This is a genomic window from Bacteroides sp. NSJ-39 (genome assembly GCF_014287315.1).
GTDB lineage: Bacteria > Bacteroidota > Bacteroidia > Bacteroidales > Bacteroidaceae > Bacteroides > Bacteroides finegoldii.
Genome location: NZ_JACOOB010000018.1, coordinates 20,571 through 39,080 on the forward strand (window position 1 = coordinate 20,571; position 18,510 = coordinate 39,080).

General features: G+C 45.4%; 12 protein-coding genes and 2 tRNA genes. 11 read left to right on the forward strand and 3 right to left on the reverse strand.

Features of this window, described 5'->3' with window-relative positions; genetic code table 11:
* Positions 1 to 51: 51 nt before the first annotated feature.
* The 11 genes from yaaA to H8S63_RS16540 all read left to right on the forward strand — a co-directional run bounded on the left by yaaA (position 52) and on the right by H8S63_RS16540 (position 11,318).
* Positions 52 to 825 (forward strand): peroxide stress protein YaaA, encoded by a 774-nt coding sequence (gene yaaA / locus H8S63_RS16490; protein ID WP_032839283.1) that lies wholly within the window; start codon positions 52 to 54, stop codon positions 823 to 825.
* Positions 826 to 828: 3 nt separating this feature from the next.
* Complete coding sequence (locus H8S63_RS16495; protein WP_143868404.1) at positions 829 to 1,380, forward strand: sugar O-acetyltransferase; 552 nt, start codon at positions 829 to 831, stop codon at positions 1,378 to 1,380.
* Positions 1,381 to 1,540: 160 nt separating this feature from the next.
* Positions 1,541 to 1,615: transfer RNA gene (locus H8S63_RS16500), tRNA-Val, on the forward strand.
* A gap of 36 nt (positions 1,616 to 1,651) precedes the next feature.
* Positions 1,652 to 1,726: transfer RNA gene (locus tag H8S63_RS16505), tRNA-Val, on the forward strand.
* A gap of 142 nt (positions 1,727 to 1,868) precedes the next feature.
* Positions 1,869 to 3,215 (forward strand): adenylosuccinate lyase, encoded by a 1,347-nt coding sequence (gene purB, locus H8S63_RS16510; RefSeq protein ID WP_007749493.1) that lies wholly within the window; start codon positions 1,869 to 1,871, stop codon positions 3,213 to 3,215.
* 74 nt (positions 3,216 to 3,289) lie between these two features.
* Positions 3,290 to 4,753 (forward strand): pseudouridine synthase, encoded by a 1,464-nt coding sequence (locus H8S63_RS16515; protein ID WP_186927404.1) that lies wholly within the window; start codon positions 3,290 to 3,292, stop codon positions 4,751 to 4,753.
* A gap of 25 nt (positions 4,754 to 4,778) precedes the next feature.
* Positions 4,779 to 6,182, forward strand: coding sequence for an asparagine--tRNA ligase (gene asnS, locus H8S63_RS16520; protein WP_007749485.1), 1,404 nt, complete (start codon positions 4,779 to 4,781; stop codon positions 6,180 to 6,182).
* A gap of 138 nt (positions 6,183 to 6,320) precedes the next feature.
* The gene (locus H8S63_RS16525) at positions 6,321 to 6,812 is read left to right on the forward strand and encodes a DUF4488 domain-containing protein (RefSeq protein ID WP_022275079.1); all 492 of its coding nucleotides are present in this window, start codon (positions 6,321 to 6,323) and stop codon (positions 6,810 to 6,812) included.
* A 74-nt stretch (positions 6,813 to 6,886) separates the two neighbouring features.
* Positions 6,887 to 7,270 (forward strand): L-rhamnose mutarotase, encoded by a 384-nt coding sequence (locus H8S63_RS16530; protein ID WP_007749483.1) that lies wholly within the window; start codon positions 6,887 to 6,889, stop codon positions 7,268 to 7,270.
* A gap of 404 nt (positions 7,271 to 7,674) precedes the next feature.
* Positions 7,675 to 10,086: a DUF4962 domain-containing protein gene (locus tag H8S63_RS16535; RefSeq protein ID WP_229102259.1), complete on the forward strand. Its 2,412-nt coding sequence runs from the start codon at positions 7,675 to 7,677 to the stop codon at positions 10,084 to 10,086.
* Between the two features lie 35 nt (positions 10,087 to 10,121).
* The gene (locus tag H8S63_RS16540; RefSeq protein ID WP_186927429.1) at positions 10,122 to 11,318 is read left to right on the forward strand and encodes a glycoside hydrolase family 88 protein; all 1,197 of its coding nucleotides are present in this window, start codon (positions 10,122 to 10,124) and stop codon (positions 11,316 to 11,318) included.
* Between the two features lie 329 nt (positions 11,319 to 11,647).
* Here the strand turns inward: H8S63_RS16540 and H8S63_RS16545 are convergent, their stop codons facing one another.
* From H8S63_RS16545 to H8S63_RS16555, 3 genes are all read right to left on the reverse strand, one after another.
* Positions 11,648 to 12,781, reverse strand: a complete 1,134-nt coding sequence (locus H8S63_RS16545) for an ATP-binding protein (RefSeq protein WP_186927406.1) — start codon at positions 12,779 to 12,781, stop codon at positions 11,648 to 11,650.
* Between the two features lie 73 nt (positions 12,782 to 12,854).
* Positions 12,855 to 14,222 carry a sulfatase gene (locus H8S63_RS16550; protein WP_186927407.1) on the reverse strand — a complete coding sequence of 456 codons (1,368 nt, stop codon included), beginning with the start codon at positions 14,220 to 14,222 and terminating at the stop codon, positions 12,855 to 12,857.
* 156 nt (positions 14,223 to 14,378) lie between these two features.
* Positions 14,379 to 18,491, reverse strand: coding sequence for a two-component regulator propeller domain-containing protein (locus H8S63_RS16555; RefSeq protein WP_333558401.1), 4,113 nt, complete (start codon positions 18,489 to 18,491; stop codon positions 14,379 to 14,381).
* Between the last annotated feature and the right edge of the window lie 19 nt (positions 18,492 to 18,510).

Sequence of the window (18,510 nt, forward strand, 5' to 3'; positions counted from 1 at the left end):
TCCCTCTTTGGCTTGTTCAAGGAGGGAGTTGTAGATAAAATAGGATTCATCATGTTAGTACTTCTATCCTGCGCCAAGACCATGAGTGAGACTTCAAAGGTGAAAGCCCCTTTGAACACAGTTCCGCGTTTTCAAAAAGAAGCGTCCGAGATAGCTTTGCAGATGTCGCAGTTCTCGGTGGACGAGTTGGAACGTCTGTTGCGTGTAAACGCAAAGATAGCTGTGGAGAATTATAAGCGTTATCAAGTCTTTCATGCAGAAGGCACTCCGGAACTTCCGGCCTTGTTGGCTTACACCGGAACCGTGTTCAAGCGTTTGAATGCGAAAGATTTCTCCAAAGAAGAATTTGAATATGCACAGGAACATCTACGGTTGACTTCATTTTGTTACGGCTTGTTGAGGCCGCTGGATGTTATCCGTTCTTATCGGTTGGAGGGGGATGTCGTGCTGCCGGAATTGGGGAATCAGACAATGTTCTCTTATTGGCAGTCCCGTCTGACGGATATATTCATAGAAGATATAAAGAATGCGGGTGGCATACTCTGCAATTTGGCAAGTGATGAGATGAAAAGCCTGTTCGACTGGAAGCGGGTAGAAAAAGAAGTACGTGTCATTACTCCGGGATTTCAGGTGTGGAAAAACGGGAAGTGGGCTTCGGTTGTTATCTATATAAAGATGTCGCGTGGTGAAATGACACGTTTCGTCCTAAAGAATAAAATAGAAAATCCGGAAGAACTGAAACATTTCTCTTGGGAAGGATTCGAGTTTGATGAGTCTCTTTCGGATGAGAAAAAGTTTGTGTTTACTAACGGTAAAGAAATATAACGTATGACAGAAGTAGAAAAAATGCGTAGCAGCCGGTTGGCCGATATGGCTGTGCCGGAAATACAAGAACGTTTTGCGCATGCCAAAGCACTGCTGGCTCGTATGGGAGGAATGAGTACATACGAAGACGGATACAGAAAGCTATTGGAAGAATTGGTGCCCGGGATACCTGAGACATCGATTATCTGTCCGCCTTTCCATTGCGATCATGGAGATGGAATCAAACTGGGCGAGCACGTTTTTGTCAATGCCAATTGTACATTTCTGGATGGTGGATATATTACGATTGGTGCTCATACGTTGATTGGCCCCTGTGTGCAGATTTACACTCCGCATCATCCGATGGATTATCTGGAAAGAAGAGGCTCTAAGGAATACGCTTATCCGGTGACGATTGGTGAAGATTGCTGGATTGGCGGTGGAGCTATCATCTGTCCCGGTGTGACGATTGGCAGTCGCTGTGTGATAGGAGCAGGTAGTGTCGTCACAAAAGATATCCCCGATGATTGTGTTGCAGTCGGGAATCCGGCACGTATAATTCGGAAACAAGCGTAACCGTCGGGAAAAATTGCATGAAAAAAAACTCCTTTATTATTTGCTGATAATCAGTAGATTCGTTTGCCGGATAAAAACTTTCTTGAAAAAAATTATTAGAAATGTTTGGAGGTTTCAAAAAAAGCCGTACCTTTGCATCGCTTTTGAAACGGAAGTGTACGGGCGTTTAGCTCAGCTGGTTCAGAGCATCTGCCTTACAAGCAGAGGGTCGGCGGTTCGAATCCGTCAACGCCCACACGAAAAAAACGAAACACTTCCGGCTCATTAACAAGGGCGTTTAGCTCAGCTGGTTCAGAGCATCTGCCTTACAAGCAGAGGGTCGGCGGTTCGAATCCGTCAACGCCCACACAAAACAGAAGTCTTGCGAAGAAATTCGTGAGACTTTTTTTTATTTCTTACCGCTTTTATACAAACTTTCTTTATCCTTTTGCCTTATAACTCAGGAAAAAGAGTTAATTTTGCGTTCTGATAATTATCTAAGAAAACGTATGGAACTTGATGTATTAACGGCCATATCCCCGATTGATGGTCGATATAGAGGCAAAACGAAAGCTTTGGCAGCTTATTTCTCTGAATTTGCACTGATCAAATACCGTGTACAGGTAGAGGTGGAATACTTTATCACCTTGTGCGAACTTCCCTTGCCGCAATTAAAAGGAATCGATAGCAGCGTGTTTGAAACTTTACGGAATATCTACCGTAACTTCTCAGAAGCGGATGCACAGCGCATTAAAGATATCGAGAGTGTGACTAACCACGACGTGAAAGCAGTAGAATACTTCCTGAAAGAAGAATTTGACAAGATGGGCGGGATGGATGACTATAAGGAATTCATTCACTTCGGACTGACTTCTCAGGATATCAACAATACGTCTGTTCCCCTTTCTATCAAAGAAGCATTGGAACAGGTCTACTATCCGTTGATTGAAGAACTGATTGCACAATTGAAAACATACGCAACGGACTGGGCAAATATCCCTATGCTTGCCAAAACTCACGGTCAACCGGCTTCTCCCACCCGCTTGGGTAAAGAAGTGATGGTGTTCGTTTACCGTCTGGAACGTCAGTTGGCAACATTGAAAGCCAGCCCGATTACTGCCAAGTTCGGTGGCGCTACCGGAAATTACAATGCACATCATGTTGCATATCCCCAGTACGATTGGAAACAATTCGGTAACAGATTTGTTGCAGAGAAGTTGGGGTTGGAGCGTGAAGAGTATACAACGCAGATTTCGAACTATGATAACCTTTCTGCTGTTTTTGATGCAATGAAGCGTATCAATACCATTATGGTGGATATGAACCGTGACTTCTGGCAGTATATCTCTATGGAGTACTTCAAGCAGAAGATCAAAGCCGGAGAAGTTGGTTCGAGCGCTATGCCGCATAAGGTCAACCCGATTGACTTCGAAAATGCGGAGGGTAATCTGGGTATTGCGACTTCCATTCTGGAACATTTGGCCGTGAAACTCCCTGTTTCCCGTTTGCAGCGTGACTTGACAGATTCAACGGTGCTGCGTAATGTGGGGGTGCCTTTCGGCCACATCGTGATTGCCATCCAGAGTTCTTTGAAGGGATTGCGCAAACTGTTGCTGAACGAGCCGGCTATCTATCGTGACTTGGATAACTGTTGGAGTGTAGTGGCAGAAGCTATTCAGACAATTCTGCGCCGTGAGGCTTATCCGCATCCGTATGAAGCTTTGAAAGCTTTGACCCGGACCAACCAGGCTATTACAGAAAGTTCTATTAAAGAGTTTATCGAAGAATTGAATGTAAGCGAAGATATTAAAAAAGAGTTAAGAGCAATCACTCCCCATACTTATACGGGGCTTTAATTGTTTACTAATATAATAAACGTGTTTTTAAATAGGCCGTGAGGCCAAAGTCTAATTTTATTCGAATAAAAAAAATGAGCACAGAAAACGAAGAATGGCGCGAAAATTCTTTCAATGAAGAGAATGCAGGTGCCGGCCGTGATGGTAACAGGTCTTACAACAGAGAAGGTGGAGAACGTCCGTATCGTCCTTCTTACAATCGTGAAGGAGGGGATCGTCCGTATCGCCCGAGATTTAATGCCAACAATGAAGGAGGCGACCGTCCGCAGCGTTCTTACGGTGACCGTCCTCAACGTCCTCGCTTCAATAGCGAAGGAGGTTCTTACGGTGACCGTTCTCAACGTCCCCGCTTCAATAGCGAAGGAGGTTCATACGGTGATCGTCCTCAACGTCCCCGTTTCAATAGTGAAGGTGGTTCATACGGTGACCGTCCTCAACGTCCCCGTTTCAATAGCGAAGGTGGTGACCGTCCTTACCGTCCTCGTTTCAATAACGGTGAAGGTGGCGACCGTCCACAGCGTCCTTACAATCGTGAAGGTGGTGATCGTCCGTATCGTCCCCGTTTCAATAACGGTGAAGGTGGCGACCGTCCTCAGCGTCCTTACAACCGTGAAGGTGGTGACCGTCCCTATCGTCCCCGTTTCAACAACGGTGAAGGTGGCGGCTATCGCAGCAACAATGGCGGAGGTTACCGTCCGAGATTCAACAACGACCGTCAAGGAGGATACCGTCCTCGTCCGCGTACCGCTGATTATGATCCGAATGCTAAGTACAGCGTGAAGAAACAGATTGAGTACAAGGAACAGTTTGTGGACCCGAACGAACCGATTCGTCTGAATAAGTTCCTGGCAAATGCCGGTGTTTGTTCACGCCGTGAGGCTGATGAATTTATTACGGCGGGTGTGGTTTCTGTAAACGGTGAGGTAGTAACTGAATTGGGCACAAAGATCAAACGCTCGGATGTGGTTAAGTTCCACGAAGAACCGGTTAGCATTGAACGCAAAGTATACGTGTTGTTGAATAAGCCGAAAGATACGGTTACTACATCGGATGATCCGCAGGAACGCCGTACAGTAATGGATTTGGTAAAAGGCGCTTGCAATGAACGTATCTATCCGGTAGGACGTCTTGACCGTAACACCACCGGGGTACTGTTACTGACGAATGACGGTGATCTGGCTTCCAAGCTGACACACCCGAAATTCCTGAAGAAGAAGATTTATCATGTTCATCTGGACAAGAATCTGACGAAAGCGGATATGGATCAGATTGCAGCCGGTATCCAGTTGGAAGACGGCGAGATTCATGCAGACGCTATCAGCTATACAGATGACTTTAAAAAAGACCAGGTAGGTATCGAAATCCACTCCGGCAAGAATCGTATCGTTCGCCGTATTTTCGAATCACTGGGTTATAAAGTAGTGAAACTCGACCGTGTATTCTTCGCCGGGCTGACTAAAAAAGGTCTGCGACGCGGAGACTGGCGTTACCTGACGGAAGCAGAAGTAAACTACCTCCGTATGGGTTCGTTTGAATAAGAACGTTAATAAAAGAATAAGTTAAATGGAAAAGATTGGTAGAACAAAAATTGTTGATCTGTTGAAGCGCACGGATATTGGCGCTATGGTCAATGTGAAAGGATGGGTTCGCACCCGCAGAGGTAGCAAACAAGTAAACTTTATCGCACTGAATGACGGTTCTACAATAAATAATTTGCAGGTCGTAGTAGACTTGGCTAATTTCGACGAAGAGATGTTGAAGCAGATCACCACCGGTGCTTGTATCAGCGTGAACGGGGAAATGGTAGAATCAGTAGGTTCCGGCCAGAAGGTGGAAGTGCAGGCTCGTGAAATCGAAGTGCTGGGTACTTGCGACAATACATATCCATTGCAGAAGAAAGGTCATTCCATGGAATTCTTGCGTGAGATAGCTCATTTGCGTCCGCGTACCAATACATTTGGTGCTGTGTTCCGCATCCGCCACAATATGGCGATCGCTATCCATAAGTTCTTCCATGAAAAAGGATTCTTCTATTTCCATACACCGATCATTACGGCTTCCGACTGCGAAGGTGCCGGACAGATGTTCCAGGTGACCACCATGAACTTGTATGATTTGAAGAAAAACGAAGAAGGCTCTATCATTTATGATGACGATTTCTTTGGCAAACAGGCAAGTCTGACAGTCTCCGGTCAGTTGGAAGGTGAGTTGGCTGCTACGGCTTTGGGATCTATTTACACATTCGGTCCTACGTTCCGTGCCGAAAACTCCAATACTCCCCGTCACTTGGCAGAGTTCTGGATGATTGAACCGGAAGTTGCTTTCAACGACATTACAGATAATATGGACTTGGCTGAAGAGTTCATCAAATACTGTGTGAGATGGGCGTTGGATAACTGTGCGGATGATGTGAAGTTCCTGAACGATATGTTCGACAAGGGCCTGATTGAGCGTCTGCAAGGTGTATTGAAAGATGATTTTGTTCGTCTGCCCTATACAGACGGTATCAAGATTCTGGAAGATGCCGTAGCGAAAGGTCATAAGTTCGAGTTCCCCGTTTACTGGGGGGTGGACTTGGCTTCCGAGCACGAACGCTACTTGGTGGAAGAGCACTTCAAACGTCCGGTCATCCTGACTGACTATCCGAAGGAAATCAAAGCCTTCTATATGAAGCAGAACGAGGATGGCAAGACGGTACGTGCGATGGATGTTCTTTTCCCGAAGATCGGTGAAATTATCGGTGGTTCTGAACGTGAATCGGACTACAACAAGTTGATGACCCGTATCGAAGAACTTCACATTCCGATGAAGGATATGTGGTGGTATCTGGATACGCGTAAGTTCGGTACCTGTCCTCATTCCGGTTTCGGACTGGGTTTTGAACGCCTGTTGCTCTTTGTAACGGGTATGTCCAACATCCGTGACGTGATACCGTTCCCGCGTACACCGCGAAATGCTGAATTCTAATATTTCGGTATATTTATGTAAAACTCGCATAATCTTCTGGTTATGCGAGTTTTTTATGAGCTTTCTGTTTCTTTTCTCAAAATAAATCTTTATATTTGGACATACGCATTCGAGAGTGTTAACTAAAATAATACTATCATGAAAAAGCTCTATTTCTTTACCATGCTTTCAATAATGTTGTTGGCGGTAACAGGTGCGATGGCCCAGAAGAAAACAAAATTCCAGTTGGCCGATCTGAAAGGCATTTGGCAGCTTTGCCACTATGTGTCCGAATCTCCTGATGTTCCGGGATCTTTAAAGCCTAGTAATACGTTCAAGGTTCTGAGTGATGACGGACGAATTGTGAACTTCACGATTATTCCCGGTTCCGATGCTATCATCACGGGATATGGAACATGGAAGCAACTGACGGATGATTCTTATAAAGAGAGTATCGAGAAGAATATCCATCTTCCGATGTTGGACAATCAGGATAATATTCTGCAATTCGAAATCAAGGATAAAGATTACTTGCATCTGAAATACTTTATCAAGAACGATTTGAATGGAAACGAACTCAATGCCTGGTATTATGAAACTTGGAAGAGACTGGGAATGCCGGCCAAGTTCCCGGAAGACATCGTGAGATAGTCTAGTCTGTTTAGCTATAAAAAGAACATATATCCAACTAATTAAAATATAATTGAATTAAGGAACACTAGAAAATGAAAGAAAATGGTTATGTAGTACAGGAATATAAAGTTCCGGTGAAAAGGTACTGCCAGACAATGGATTTGAAAGACAACCCCGAATTGATAGCGGAATATGTAAAGCGTCATAGTGAAGCAGAGGCGTGGCCGGAAATCCGGGCTGGAATCCGTGAAGTGGGTATTTTGGAAATGGAGATTTATATATTGGGGACCCGTCTGTTCATGATAGTCGAGACACCGCTTGATTTTGATTGGGAGACTGCGATGGCGCGTCTCGCCACCCTGCCTCGTCAGGCTGAATGGGAAGCCTATATGTCTATATTCCAGCAGGCGGATGCAACAGCGACTTCAGCGGAGAAATGGCAACTGATGGACCGTATGTTCTATTTATATAAATAAAATACATTCCGATAAAGTGAACTGCGTACATTATCCGTGAAAGGATATATGTACGCAATTTTTATATATAGGCGCTAATGCCAATTTGCAATGTCGATAGCTTCCTTTCTGAGACGAGATTGTAAATAATAGTACTACATATACACAAAATCAAAACTTCTTTGGACGATATTAATACCTGTTGATAAGGAATCAATACTGAAAAAATAGATATATAAAGTCCGTCTTTCCGATAATCCCTACTTTTGTCACAAGTAATATCGATTAATTTTAATAGTATGAATCTACGAGAAAGTAACTTTCGCACATCGTTGACAATCTGGGGATTTACAGTTTTCTGTTCTTTGTTTTCCGTGCCGACCCTGGGGGCCCGAGAGTATTCTCCGGCTTGTATTCATGAGAATATGAGACAGACCCCTTATCCGCAAGAGTACCACCGACCCTATCTGAATCCGGCTCCTTTGTTGGTGCCGCAGCAGATGAAACAGGCGGATTTCCTCCAGTTTGCGCTATCCAAAGAGAAAGACTTCTCCGGAAATACGACAGTCGTTTCCAAACCTGTCCCCTGGTGTATGTTCAACCCTCATCAGATATTGAGCAGCGGAACCTGGTATTGGCGTTTTCGTTCGGTAAGTAAGTCCGGTGAGAATATGGCGTGGAGTCCTACTTATTCTTTCACGATAACGAGTGATATCCCCCAGTTTGTAACTCCCTCTTTCGAGGTAGTCCGAAAGAAGATAGTCGGAAATTCCCCTCGTCTTTACTGTTTCTTGGAAGATGACCTGAAGAAGTCGCGGTCGAAAATATATACCCATCCGGAATACAATCTGATGGTTACTTCCGGACGGGAAGGCCTGGCTGCCAACTATGCTACCGACACACTCGTATCCAATCATGTGTCTGCTATGGTTGTCCAATGTGAAAAGTTGCATACGGCTTATACTTTGCTCCAACGGGATGTCTATGCCGATAAGATGGCGCAGTTGGTCCGCTGGCTGCTTCCTTCCCCCGTAACCGACCGTCAGATAGAGAATGACTTTTATGCCGGTGATCTCGCCTATCTCCTTGCTTGTACATACGAGACCTGTTATGACCGTTTTTCTGTGAAGGAACGTGAGCAGATGGAACAACTGATGGAACGGATCATTAAATTCTATAAGCGTCGTTTCTTCGGTGGAACGGAAAATCATATCTTCGACAACCATTTGTGGCAGTTCACTTTCCGTCGTCTGTTGCAGACCTCCTTAGTGCTCTACGAAAAATCTCCCGAAGCGCGTGAGTTTTTTGAATACGCCTACGAGTTATGGACTTGCCGTGCTCCGGCCACAGGCTTCAACCGCGACGGTATCTGGATGAACGGTACTTGCTATTTCAGTGCCAATGCAGTGAGCTTATACTATATTCCGAGCCTTTTTTCTTATCTGGCCGACACCGATTTTCTGCAACATCCCTGGTATCGGGAGGTGGGGAAGGCAATGGTCTATAGCTGGCCGCCTCTTTCCCGGAGTGTGAGCTTTGGCGACGGTCATGAGCAGATGAACGATAAACCTTTGGTGATTCGCAGCGCTTTTGCTGAGTTTCTGGCAAGAGAAACCGGCGACCCTTATTCCGCTTGGTATACCTCCATTGACAAACGATATGAAATGGACGACGAGATGCGTTTGTACCGCATGGTACGGAGTGAATCAAAGAAACCGATAGCCGCACTTCCGGCCGATGAACCTAAAGCTGTCTGGTTTCGTGATACGGGGGAGATGATAGCCAATTCCTCCATGAAAGACTACCGTAATAACCTATGCCTGAGTTTTCATTCGAGCCCTTTCGGTTCCGGCAGTCATACGCACTCTGCACAAAATGCTTTCAATCTGCATTATCGGGGAGTACCGGTATACGGTTCCACCGGTTACTATATGAATTTCTCGGATGCGCATAATCTATTGTCTTATCGTCATACCCGTGCCCATAACACTTTGCTGATAGATGGCATCGGACAGCCTTTCACCACCAGAGCATATGGCAATATCGTGCGTGCGTTCAGTGGCGAACACATCTCATACGCTTTGGGTGACGCGTCGAATGCCTATTGCGGCATTAGCGAGTATCCGATGTGGGTTACGAATTTTGCCAAACAGCATTTGGAACAATCGGTGGAGAACGGATTTGGAGAAACTCCTCTGACTCTTTATAGAAGGCACATTTTCCTTTTGCATCCCGATAAAATCGTGATTTATGATGAGATGGAAGCCAAAAAGCCTGTCCGTTGGGATTGGTTGCTGCATAGTCCTGTAAAGTTTTCTATTGATGAACAGACCTGTAAGCTCGTTACCCGGAACGAAGAGAAACAGTTTACTTCGGTAGCGCAACTGTTCAGCCGACAAGATTGTAAGATTACACAGACCGATCGTTTTGTCGTTCCGCCAAATCAGGAGAATGCTGTTCGCGGGGAAGTCTTTACTAATTCATGGCATTTGACCGCAAGCTTTACTCCCGGTAAGCGCAACCGTATCCTGACTATCATTCAAGTACAGCCTGACGGTAAACAGGCTGTCGGAATACAAAGAGACGGCAATCTTTTTCAATGTGGCGACTGGACGATTGAAGCGGAACTGGATGTGAAGAAGTCGGCGAGTCTGTATATTACGAATAAAACCAATCAAGCAGTGTTCGGTTATGGAAAATCGTCTTTACTGATAAATGACAAATCGTACAGACCGATTGATAAAACGGCCTCTTTGTTGTTTGACAAAATAGATGGCAGTTGGCAGATGCAGGAAAGGATGGATAGAAAGCCACAGCTTACCGGAAGCAATCGATAAGAATACATTTAATCACTAAAGCTATTAATATGAAAATGAAAAGAAAGTTGTATGTAGCGGTTTGGGGAATGAGTCTGCTGACCGCTTGCAGCGCCCCCAAGACGGGTGCACCGGAATGGTTTGAGAATGCGGTAAAAACATCCGATCATCAGTTGCTCTATATGGCTGAACAATTGAAAGATGTACCGGATACAGCCTGTTTCCCGCGCTCAACCAAAGCGGACGGAAGCTATCGTTTGGAAAATGCGAAAGACTGGACAAGCGGATTCTACCCTGGCTCCATGTGGCTGGCTTACGAATTGTCGGGAGATGAGGCTTTGGCAAAAGAAGCCCGTCGGTACACCGACCGTCTGGAAGATATTCAGTATTATACAGGTAACCATGACATTGGTTTTATGATGTATTGCAGTTATGGGAATGCTCTTCGTCTGAAACCGGAGCCGAAAGATAAAGAGATCCTGATTAATTCTTCGGAAAGTCTTTGCGCACGTTTCAGTCCCGAAATCGGTCTGATTCGTTCTTGGGATTTCGGTGATTGGAGTTATCCCGTCATCATTGATAATATGATGAATCTTGAAATGCTTTTCTGGGCGTCCGAGCAAACCGGCAATTCCAAATATCGCGACATCGCCATTGCTCATGCCGACAAGACTTTAAAGAATCATTTCCGTGAGAATATGACTTCGTATCATGTGGTAAGTTATTCCGTTCCGAGCGGAAAGGTAGAGTCAAAGGGCACATTTCAAGGTTATGCCGATTCTTCCGCTTGGGCTCGCGGGCAGGCATGGGGAGTGTATGGCTATACCATGTGCTATCGCTTTACGAAAAATCCGGTTTATCTGGAGGCGGCACATAAGATTGCCCGCTTCATTATGGAGAACCGTCCTTCGGGGAATGATTATATTCCTTATTGGGATTATGATGCGCCCGATATTCCGAATGCTCCCCGTGACGCTTCTGCAGCAGCGGTTACGGCTTCCGCATTGCTCGAGTTATATGCTTATACGGAAGACCAGAGCCTAAGTGATGCGTATATTGAATATGCGGAGAATATATTGAAACAGTTATCCTCACCGGATTATCTGGCAAAGGAGAATGAGAATAAGGGATTTATCCTGATGCATTCTGTAGGCAGTTTCCCGCATGACAGTGAGGTGGATGTTCCGTTGAACTATGCCGACTATTATTATTTGGAAGCAATGAAGCGGTATAAAGACTTGAAGAAATTTTAGTTAGACTATCGGTTTTAAGGTCCCCCGGTGCGAAGACCAAGGCCTTTCAGCGCACAAAACAGTAGCCTTTTAGGGAGCTGGGAAGTCGTCCCGTTATAAGGGGACAATGGTCACCTTATAGAGTGATGAATGGCACTTTGTAAGGTGACCATTGTCACTCTGTAAGGTGATTACCTTTTTTCAAGAGGAGAGAAATTCCTAAAGATACAAAATTAAATAGAGAAAAGCAAGAGTGGGGCAGAAAGAAATGGTATGTAATCAGTATCAGTATTTAGCGGTTTTGATGTATAAACCGCTTTTTATAGGATTTATTCGGATAAGAATGTTTATTAATAATTCTTTTGTAACCATACCCCCAGTAACTTGTCGGATATTTCATATTGATTCTGCTCTTGAGATACCAGATTCTTCTCCTGTAGCCCTTTGAGTGCTGCCTGTACGGAGCTTGGAGTGCTTAGCTTATATTTTTTGATAAACTTTCCGGAAGCGACTCCTGTTGCTTTTCGTTCTTTTCCGATGGCAATCAGTACTTCTTTTTGTTTTTCCGGAAGTCGGGAGAAAATCTCCTGATAGGTGAAATCTTGCATTTGAAGAATATTGGTCAAGGCAGTCTCGTGTAAGGAGCGGTCGCATAATTGCCCTTTTCCGGTCAGTATGTATAGCTCATTAAACATAAGCTGTACATACCAAGTGTGTCCCTCAAAGAAATCATATACCTGTTCTATCAGTTCCGGTTCAATATTTTTTTCGTTTTCAAGGAAGAGCCTTTCCACGAATGGCTTATATGCAATGAGCGGGATACTTTGTAGCTGCATCATGTTGACGCTTTGGTAGAAAGGATGGGCAGGACTGTTGAACATATTCATCATAATATGTTTTTGGCTTCCGGCAAAAATAAAATGAGCGTTCCGGCAATGCTGAACTTTGGTTCTCAAGATGGCTTCTACATTCTTTTCAGCATAATTGCCTATCTGTTGGAATTCATCAATGGCTACGATACAAGGTTTGTCTGCCTGCTCCAGATAAGCAAAGATTTCATCCAATGTGGCTTCCGCCGCATGAATATCTCCCAGACCGATATCAAAAGTCGGTTCGCCTGTAATGGAATCTAACTTGAACCCTGCGCGTAGTGAAGAAATGACAGAGAAGAAGCGTTCGATAAATTTCATGCCTTTAGGCTTGAGTTTCTCAAAAATCTCTTTTCCGAGTGCAAAAACAAACTCCCGCAGGCTGGATGTGGCATAGATATCAATGAAGAATGTATGGTAATGTTCCTTTATTTCGTTTTGATAGAAGCAGTGGCGAATCAAGCCTGTCTTTCCCATACGGCGTGTAGAAATGATAACGACATTTCTTCCGTTCGTAATGTTGCGTATCAACTGTTCTGTTTCTTTTTCCCGGTCACAGAAATAATGAGGAGATATGTATCCGCCTACAATAAAAGGGTTATGAATGGCTGCCATACTGATTATTATAAATACAATTATTGCAAATATAATAATTGTATTTATAATAATGCTGTATCAGCCCCGATATTTAGTGAAGATTGGGGATAAACCGGGTAAATAGTGTCTTTCCGTTTTCCTGATGTTTCTTCATCCATTCGGCTAATAGCTCCCGATGCTGCCGGAGGATATCGGCATATTTCTTTTCGATGGCAAGGTTGCGCATTTCTCCGCGATCTGTCTCCATGTCATAGAGCTGTTCGCGATTTTTGCCGGTATCGTACAATACATATTTATATTGGGAAGTACGAAGCATCCATCCCCGCGTTGAGGCTGTTTGGGCAAAGCTCGTTTCTGTTACGATGTAAGGTTGGTGCTGCTTGTCGGCACTGCCGTTTTCTACGATAGGGCGGAAACTCACTCCTTGACGTTTGCCGGGAACATTGATTCCTGCCCAATCACAAATGGAGGGCATGAGGTCTACCCCGTTGTTGATAAGTTGGGGCAATATCTTTCCGGCATGCTTGCCTTTGGGCAGACAGACGATGAACGGGACATTGGCTACCTCTTCATATAGAACTGTTTTCTGATTCCATTGATGTGCTCCACAGCCGTCACCATGATCGCTGGTAAAGATGATAACCGTATTCTTCCATAAGTCCTGGCGGTCTAGCTCCGCAATGATTTTCCCTATTTCCGCATCTACGGTTTCTACCAGTCGATAGTAAGCGTTCCGGTAACGTCGCCAGTCGTCCGGCGTGTAGTCGTGAGTGGGATAGAGACGGTGGTTTTGTTTTTTCTCGAAGACCAACGCCGTTGCATCGTACGGATTGACGGCAAAGTTAGACGGCAGTCCCGGACAATCCTCCAAGGCCGGTTCTTTGATGGTAGCATACGGAGTGTTCTGTTTGCGGGCATATTCGCAGATATTGTGTGGATTGTCGAAGGAAGCTACCAGAAAGAAAGGTTGGCCTTTCTTCTTGCGTTGCAGGAAAGAGACGGCTGCCTCCGCCAAGCCGAAATCATTGTGTCCGTGCAGGTTCTCGAAACCGAATGCTTGTTTGTCAGGCAGTGAGTTGGTGTGTACGTGCCACTTCCCGGCGTATGCGCAGGTATAACCGGCTTTGTTCATCAGCACACCGAGAGAGGTGGAGTGAAGTGAATCAGGCATAGGAGTCCCGTTTTCCAGCAGGCCGACTTCTCCGGGCATATATCCTGTAAACATGGCGCCGCGTGACGGACCGCTGAGGGGCATGGAGCAATAGGCGTTTGTAAAGCGGATACCCCGTTCCGCCAACTTGTCCATGTTGGGAGTGCGCAGATCGGTATTACCGGCACAGCTCATGGCGTTGGCCGTTTGCTGGTCGGTCATGATGTAGAGGATGTTCGGACGTTCTTGTGCCGACAATGCCGCAGGAAGCATCATACCGCAAAGTAATGTAGGTTTTAAATTCTTCATGATTCAATTTGAGGATTAATGTTTATGTTCACAAAGATAGGAGATTCCCGTATGAACGGAGTTCACTCTTGTGCAGACCTTGTTTGAAAGTCAATATCCGACTTTTGAATCCTATCGAAAAGCTTTTGATTTTGTCCATATCCTATTGTCCGAGTCCTATTGCTCCATATTCTTCCCCTGATTCTTGGCATACTCCGATGGCAGGCAACCTACATACTTCTTGAAGCTCGTCGAGAAATAGGACGGTGAACTGAAACCAATCTTGTTACTGATTTCAGAGATTGAATATCGTCCCTCAAGCAATAGTTTGCAAGCCTTGTTGAAACGGATACGGCGGATAAAGTTGGCGGGTGGCTCTCCCGATATGGAGTTCATTTTGAGATACAATGAAGAACGGCTTATAAAGAGCTTTTCCGCTAAATCATCGGCAGTGAAACTCTCATCATCGATATTCTCTTCCACGATCTGTATCGCTTTGCTCATAAACTCCTCGTCCAGTGCGTTGGACGTCATTTTTGCCGTGTCAATATCAATCGTATTCGAATAATAATACCTTAACCGTTGTTTGGATTTCAGGATATTCGCGATTTTTCCTTTCAGCAAACTCATAGAGAAAGGTTTGGGGATATAGTCGTCCGCCCCGGTCCGGATACCGGTAGTCTGAGCTTCAATGCTACCTTTGGCCGATAAGAGGATGACCGGAATATGGCAAGTCTGCATATTCTTTTTAATCAGTTCGCACAACTTAATGCCGTCAATGCCAGGCATCATCACGTCGGAAAGCACGATGTCCACCTTTTGTTCCTTGAGAATCGCCAAAGCCTCCTCACCGTTTCCGGCAGTCAGTGTGGTGTACTTCGACTTGAAGTTGCTTTTCAGGTAGTCCACCATTTCCTTGTTGTCGTCGACCAACAGAATTGTTTCGGTCGTTTCTCCGGTGGAAGTGTCTTTTTCCTCTTCGTTGATTCCGTTTGTTTCGGAGAACTCTTCGCTTTCAACCATTGTGCCGGTTGTCGGCGATGGAGACGGTGTGATGTCACTGCGTTCTGTTCTCTGTTGATCTTGGTCGAGCAATTCCGTAGCGGCAAACGTATGCAAGTCAGCGGGGAGCTCGATGGAAAACTCTGTACCTTTATCCGGTTCGCTGGATACTTGAATCGTTCCGTGATGTTTTTCAACCAGACATTTTACGAGTGAAAGTCCGATTCCGCTTCCTTTCACGCTTTCGTTGGCTTGATAGAACCGCTCAAAGATACGTGCTAGTTTATCTTGGGGGATTCCGATTCCATTGTCCTTTACGCTAAATCCGAAGCTGTTTTCCTTTCTCCAGACGGAAAGTGTTATCTTACCGCCGTTGCGGGTGAATTTGAAAGCATTGGACAACAGGTTGGTCAACATCATCTCTACGTACATCTTGTCTACCGGGAGTAAATCATCCTTCAGGTCGGACTGATATTCGTATGTGATATTTCGTTTCTGCGCATTCTCTTCGAACATGGTAAAGATATTCTTCGCCAGCTTGTCTACCTGATTCATAGCCACATGAATAGGCAATGCGCCTGATTCCGCTTTACGGAAGTCGAGCAACTGGTTGATGAGATGCAGCAGTTTGCGCCCGTTCCGGTAGATATACGAAAGTTTTTGCTGCTCTTGCAGGTCAAACTTGCTTTTCTCTTCCACCAGCTCTTCCAGAGGAGCCAGTATCAGGCTTAACGGAGTACGCAGCTCGTGAGACATATTGATATAGAAACGGACTTTCTCCTGACTGACTTCTTCCACTTTCATCCGTTCCAGATGCTCGATCTGCACTTGCATTTTCATTTTGGCGCGTGCGATAAAGAAGTAGAGTATGAAAGCGATTCCGCCCAAAGTGAGTAGGACGTAGAGTGTCTTTGCCCACCACGTCTGATACCACATGGGAGTGATATGAACGAAAAACTCGGTAGGAGTGAGGCTCCATCGTCCGTTATTGTTGCACGCCTTTACTCTGAATGTGTATTTTCCCGGTGGAAGATTGGAGTAAGTGACACCTCGTTGCGAGATAGCCTGAGCGGAAGAAATCCAGTTATCATCAAATCCTTCCAATTGGTAGGCGAAGAGATTACGCCTTCCGGAAAGATAATTGATAACGGAAAAGCGGATACTGAACGTCTTCCGGTTGGCGGGGAAAGACATCCCCAGCAGTTTTCCGTTGCTAGCCTGGAAGTATTTGGATACACCGTCCCTGATATTCGTTACCGGCTGGTTCTGGATGGTCGCTCCGGTAATGACGGCGTTCGGAGAATAGGGGTTATCGACAAACTGATAGGGGTTGAAATAAGTGATACCTTTCAGACTTCCCAAATAAATAATACCGTCTTTGGTCTGGCACGCTCCGTATGTATTGAACTGGTTGTGGCTGAGTCCGTCCTTGACGCTATAATTGAGGAAAGTTTGTTCCGACGGGTCAAAGCAGGATAGTCCGTGATTGGTAGTGATCCAAAGCCGTCCCCGTCCGTCTTCCAGGATACCATAGATAAAATTGTTGGGTAGTCCGTCGTAGGTGGAATAACGGGTGAGCGGTCGGGGAGTAGTATTGTCAGACTTGTACAGGCCTACCGAAGAACCGATCCAGATATGGTGATTGCTATCCTCATGGATACAAAATGCCTGTACCAGTGCCGGAAACCGGGAGGTCTCATCTTTCCATTCCTCCAATTTGCCGTCGGCATATACAAACAGGCTTTCTTCAGTGCCAATCCATATCCGCTCCTTGCTGTCGCGATAGAGAACGGAAATGAGCATATTGTTTAAGCGCGGATGTTTTTGCGCTAGCGGGTGTAAAGAGAGAGAACCGGTCTTTTTGTTGAATTGATACAATCCGATGATGGCGCCTACCCAGATAGTTCCGTCTTGTCCGTCGAGCAGCGAATAGCAACTGTTGTTGAACGAGACAGCTCCCGGAAATGTGTAATTCTTTATTTGTCGGGTGCGGGTGGACAGATAGCTTAACCCTCCTCCATGACTCCCTATATAAACGCCATCGTCGTCGGGAAGTACACATTTGATATTGTCCGACTGCAATGCGTGTGCATCCTTGCGGTTGGCCCGGAAGACGGAGAAATGGTTGGTGCGGCGGTTATATTCATTTAGTCCGCCATCGTTGGTTCCGATCCATAGGTTTCCTGTAAAGGGATCTTCTACAATGCAACTGACCGTATTGTCACTAAGTGAATTTTTATAGGCGGAATAAGTCATGGTGTCAAATGCCGGTGCCATAGCATGATAGTAGCTCAGTCCTCCGTAGAATGTCCCTACCCATATGCCGCCTTGATTGTCTTTCAGAAGAGAACGTACGGAGTTGTGGCCTAGCGAGTTTCCGTTTTCATGGGAGAAGGTGTATTTTTCCATTGCTTCGGTTTCCGGTTCAAGGATAAACAACCCGTTGATGGTTCCGATCCACAGATTCCCCTTGTCGTCTTGCGCTAGAGTGCGTACAGTTCCTAACGGCTCTTTTTGTTGTCTGTCTGTATATGGGTAGTGTTTCTTTATCTGGAATTTGTCGTCCATGCAATATACTCCATTTATAAAAGAGCCCATCCAGTAGACACGTTTTCTGGGATCGTAGACGATGGAGGAGATTACTTCGTTTTTCAGTTCCGGAAGCAGCCGGACTATGGAGTTATCTTGTGGCAGGTAATGGTAAATACCGGTGTGAGTACCCAGCAGAACCTCGTCGTTTGCTTTGCGGATGGAATAAACGGTTGTTGCTTGCAGGTGAGGATGTAATTGCATCAGTCCGGTCTTCTTGTCAAAGACCGCCAGTCCGTTGTTCGTGCCAAGCAAAAGCTGTTGCTTGTCTTTGAGTTCCTCAATGGCAAAAATCTGTACAGGCGTTCCTTCGGGTAAAGTATAATTGGTGAAGTTGTTTCCTACGATATTGTATCGCGATAATCCAGTCAGAGTTCCTACCCATACCGTGCCGTCCGCATCTGTGTAGAGAGAGTATATATGACTGTTGCTGAGGCTGGTACTGTCATTCAGATCCTTATGAAAGGGGGCGAATCGGTAACCGTCATACCAATTCAGCCCATCCATTGTTCCTACCCAGATTTTTCCATTATGGTCTTGCGTCAGGGCAAGAACAGTACTTTGAGACATTCCGTCGTTTACCGAAAGTCGTTTGAAATGAATACGACTGGAATTATGGGCTGCCGCTTGGCAGAGAGACAAACAGCATAAGAGACAAATGCTGAGCAGGATGTTTGCGGGCATATTTCGGTTCTTCATAAACGTTGGATAATCAATG

What these genes read in the sequence shown, in the direction of transcription:
- H8S63_RS16545 (WP_186927406.1), bottom strand. Translation starts at nt 12,781, where the DNA reads ATGGCAGCCATTCATAACCCTTTTATTGTAGGCGGATACATATCTCCT.
- purB (WP_007749493.1), top strand. Translation starts at nt 1,869, where the DNA reads ATGGAACTTGATGTATTAACGGCCATATCCCCGATTGATGGTCGATAT.
- H8S63_RS16515 (WP_186927404.1), top strand. Translation starts at nt 3,290, where the DNA reads ATGAGCACAGAAAACGAAGAATGGCGCGAAAATTCTTTCAATGAAGAG.
- asnS (WP_007749485.1), top strand. Translation starts at nt 4,779, where the DNA reads ATGGAAAAGATTGGTAGAACAAAAATTGTTGATCTGTTGAAGCGCACG.
- H8S63_RS16550 (WP_186927407.1), bottom strand. Translation starts at nt 14,222, where the DNA reads ATGAAGAATTTAAAACCTACATTACTTTGCGGTATGATGCTTCCTGCG.
- H8S63_RS16535 (WP_229102259.1), top strand. Translation starts at nt 7,675, where the DNA reads ATGAGACAGACCCCTTATCCGCAAGAGTACCACCGACCCTATCTGAAT.
- yaaA (WP_032839283.1), top strand. Translation starts at nt 52, where the DNA reads ATGTTAGTACTTCTATCCTGCGCCAAGACCATGAGTGAGACTTCAAAG.
- H8S63_RS16555 (WP_333558401.1), bottom strand. Translation starts at nt 18,491, where the DNA reads ATGAAGAACCGAAATATGCCCGCAAACATCCTGCTCAGCATTTGTCTC.
- H8S63_RS16495 (WP_143868404.1), top strand. Translation starts at nt 829, where the DNA reads ATGACAGAAGTAGAAAAAATGCGTAGCAGCCGGTTGGCCGATATGGCT.
- H8S63_RS16525 (WP_022275079.1), top strand. Translation starts at nt 6,321, where the DNA reads ATGAAAAAGCTCTATTTCTTTACCATGCTTTCAATAATGTTGTTGGCG.
- H8S63_RS16530 (WP_007749483.1), top strand. Translation starts at nt 6,887, where the DNA reads ATGAAAGAAAATGGTTATGTAGTACAGGAATATAAAGTTCCGGTGAAA.
- H8S63_RS16540 (WP_186927429.1), top strand. Translation starts at nt 10,122, where the DNA reads ATGAAAAGAAAGTTGTATGTAGCGGTTTGGGGAATGAGTCTGCTGACC.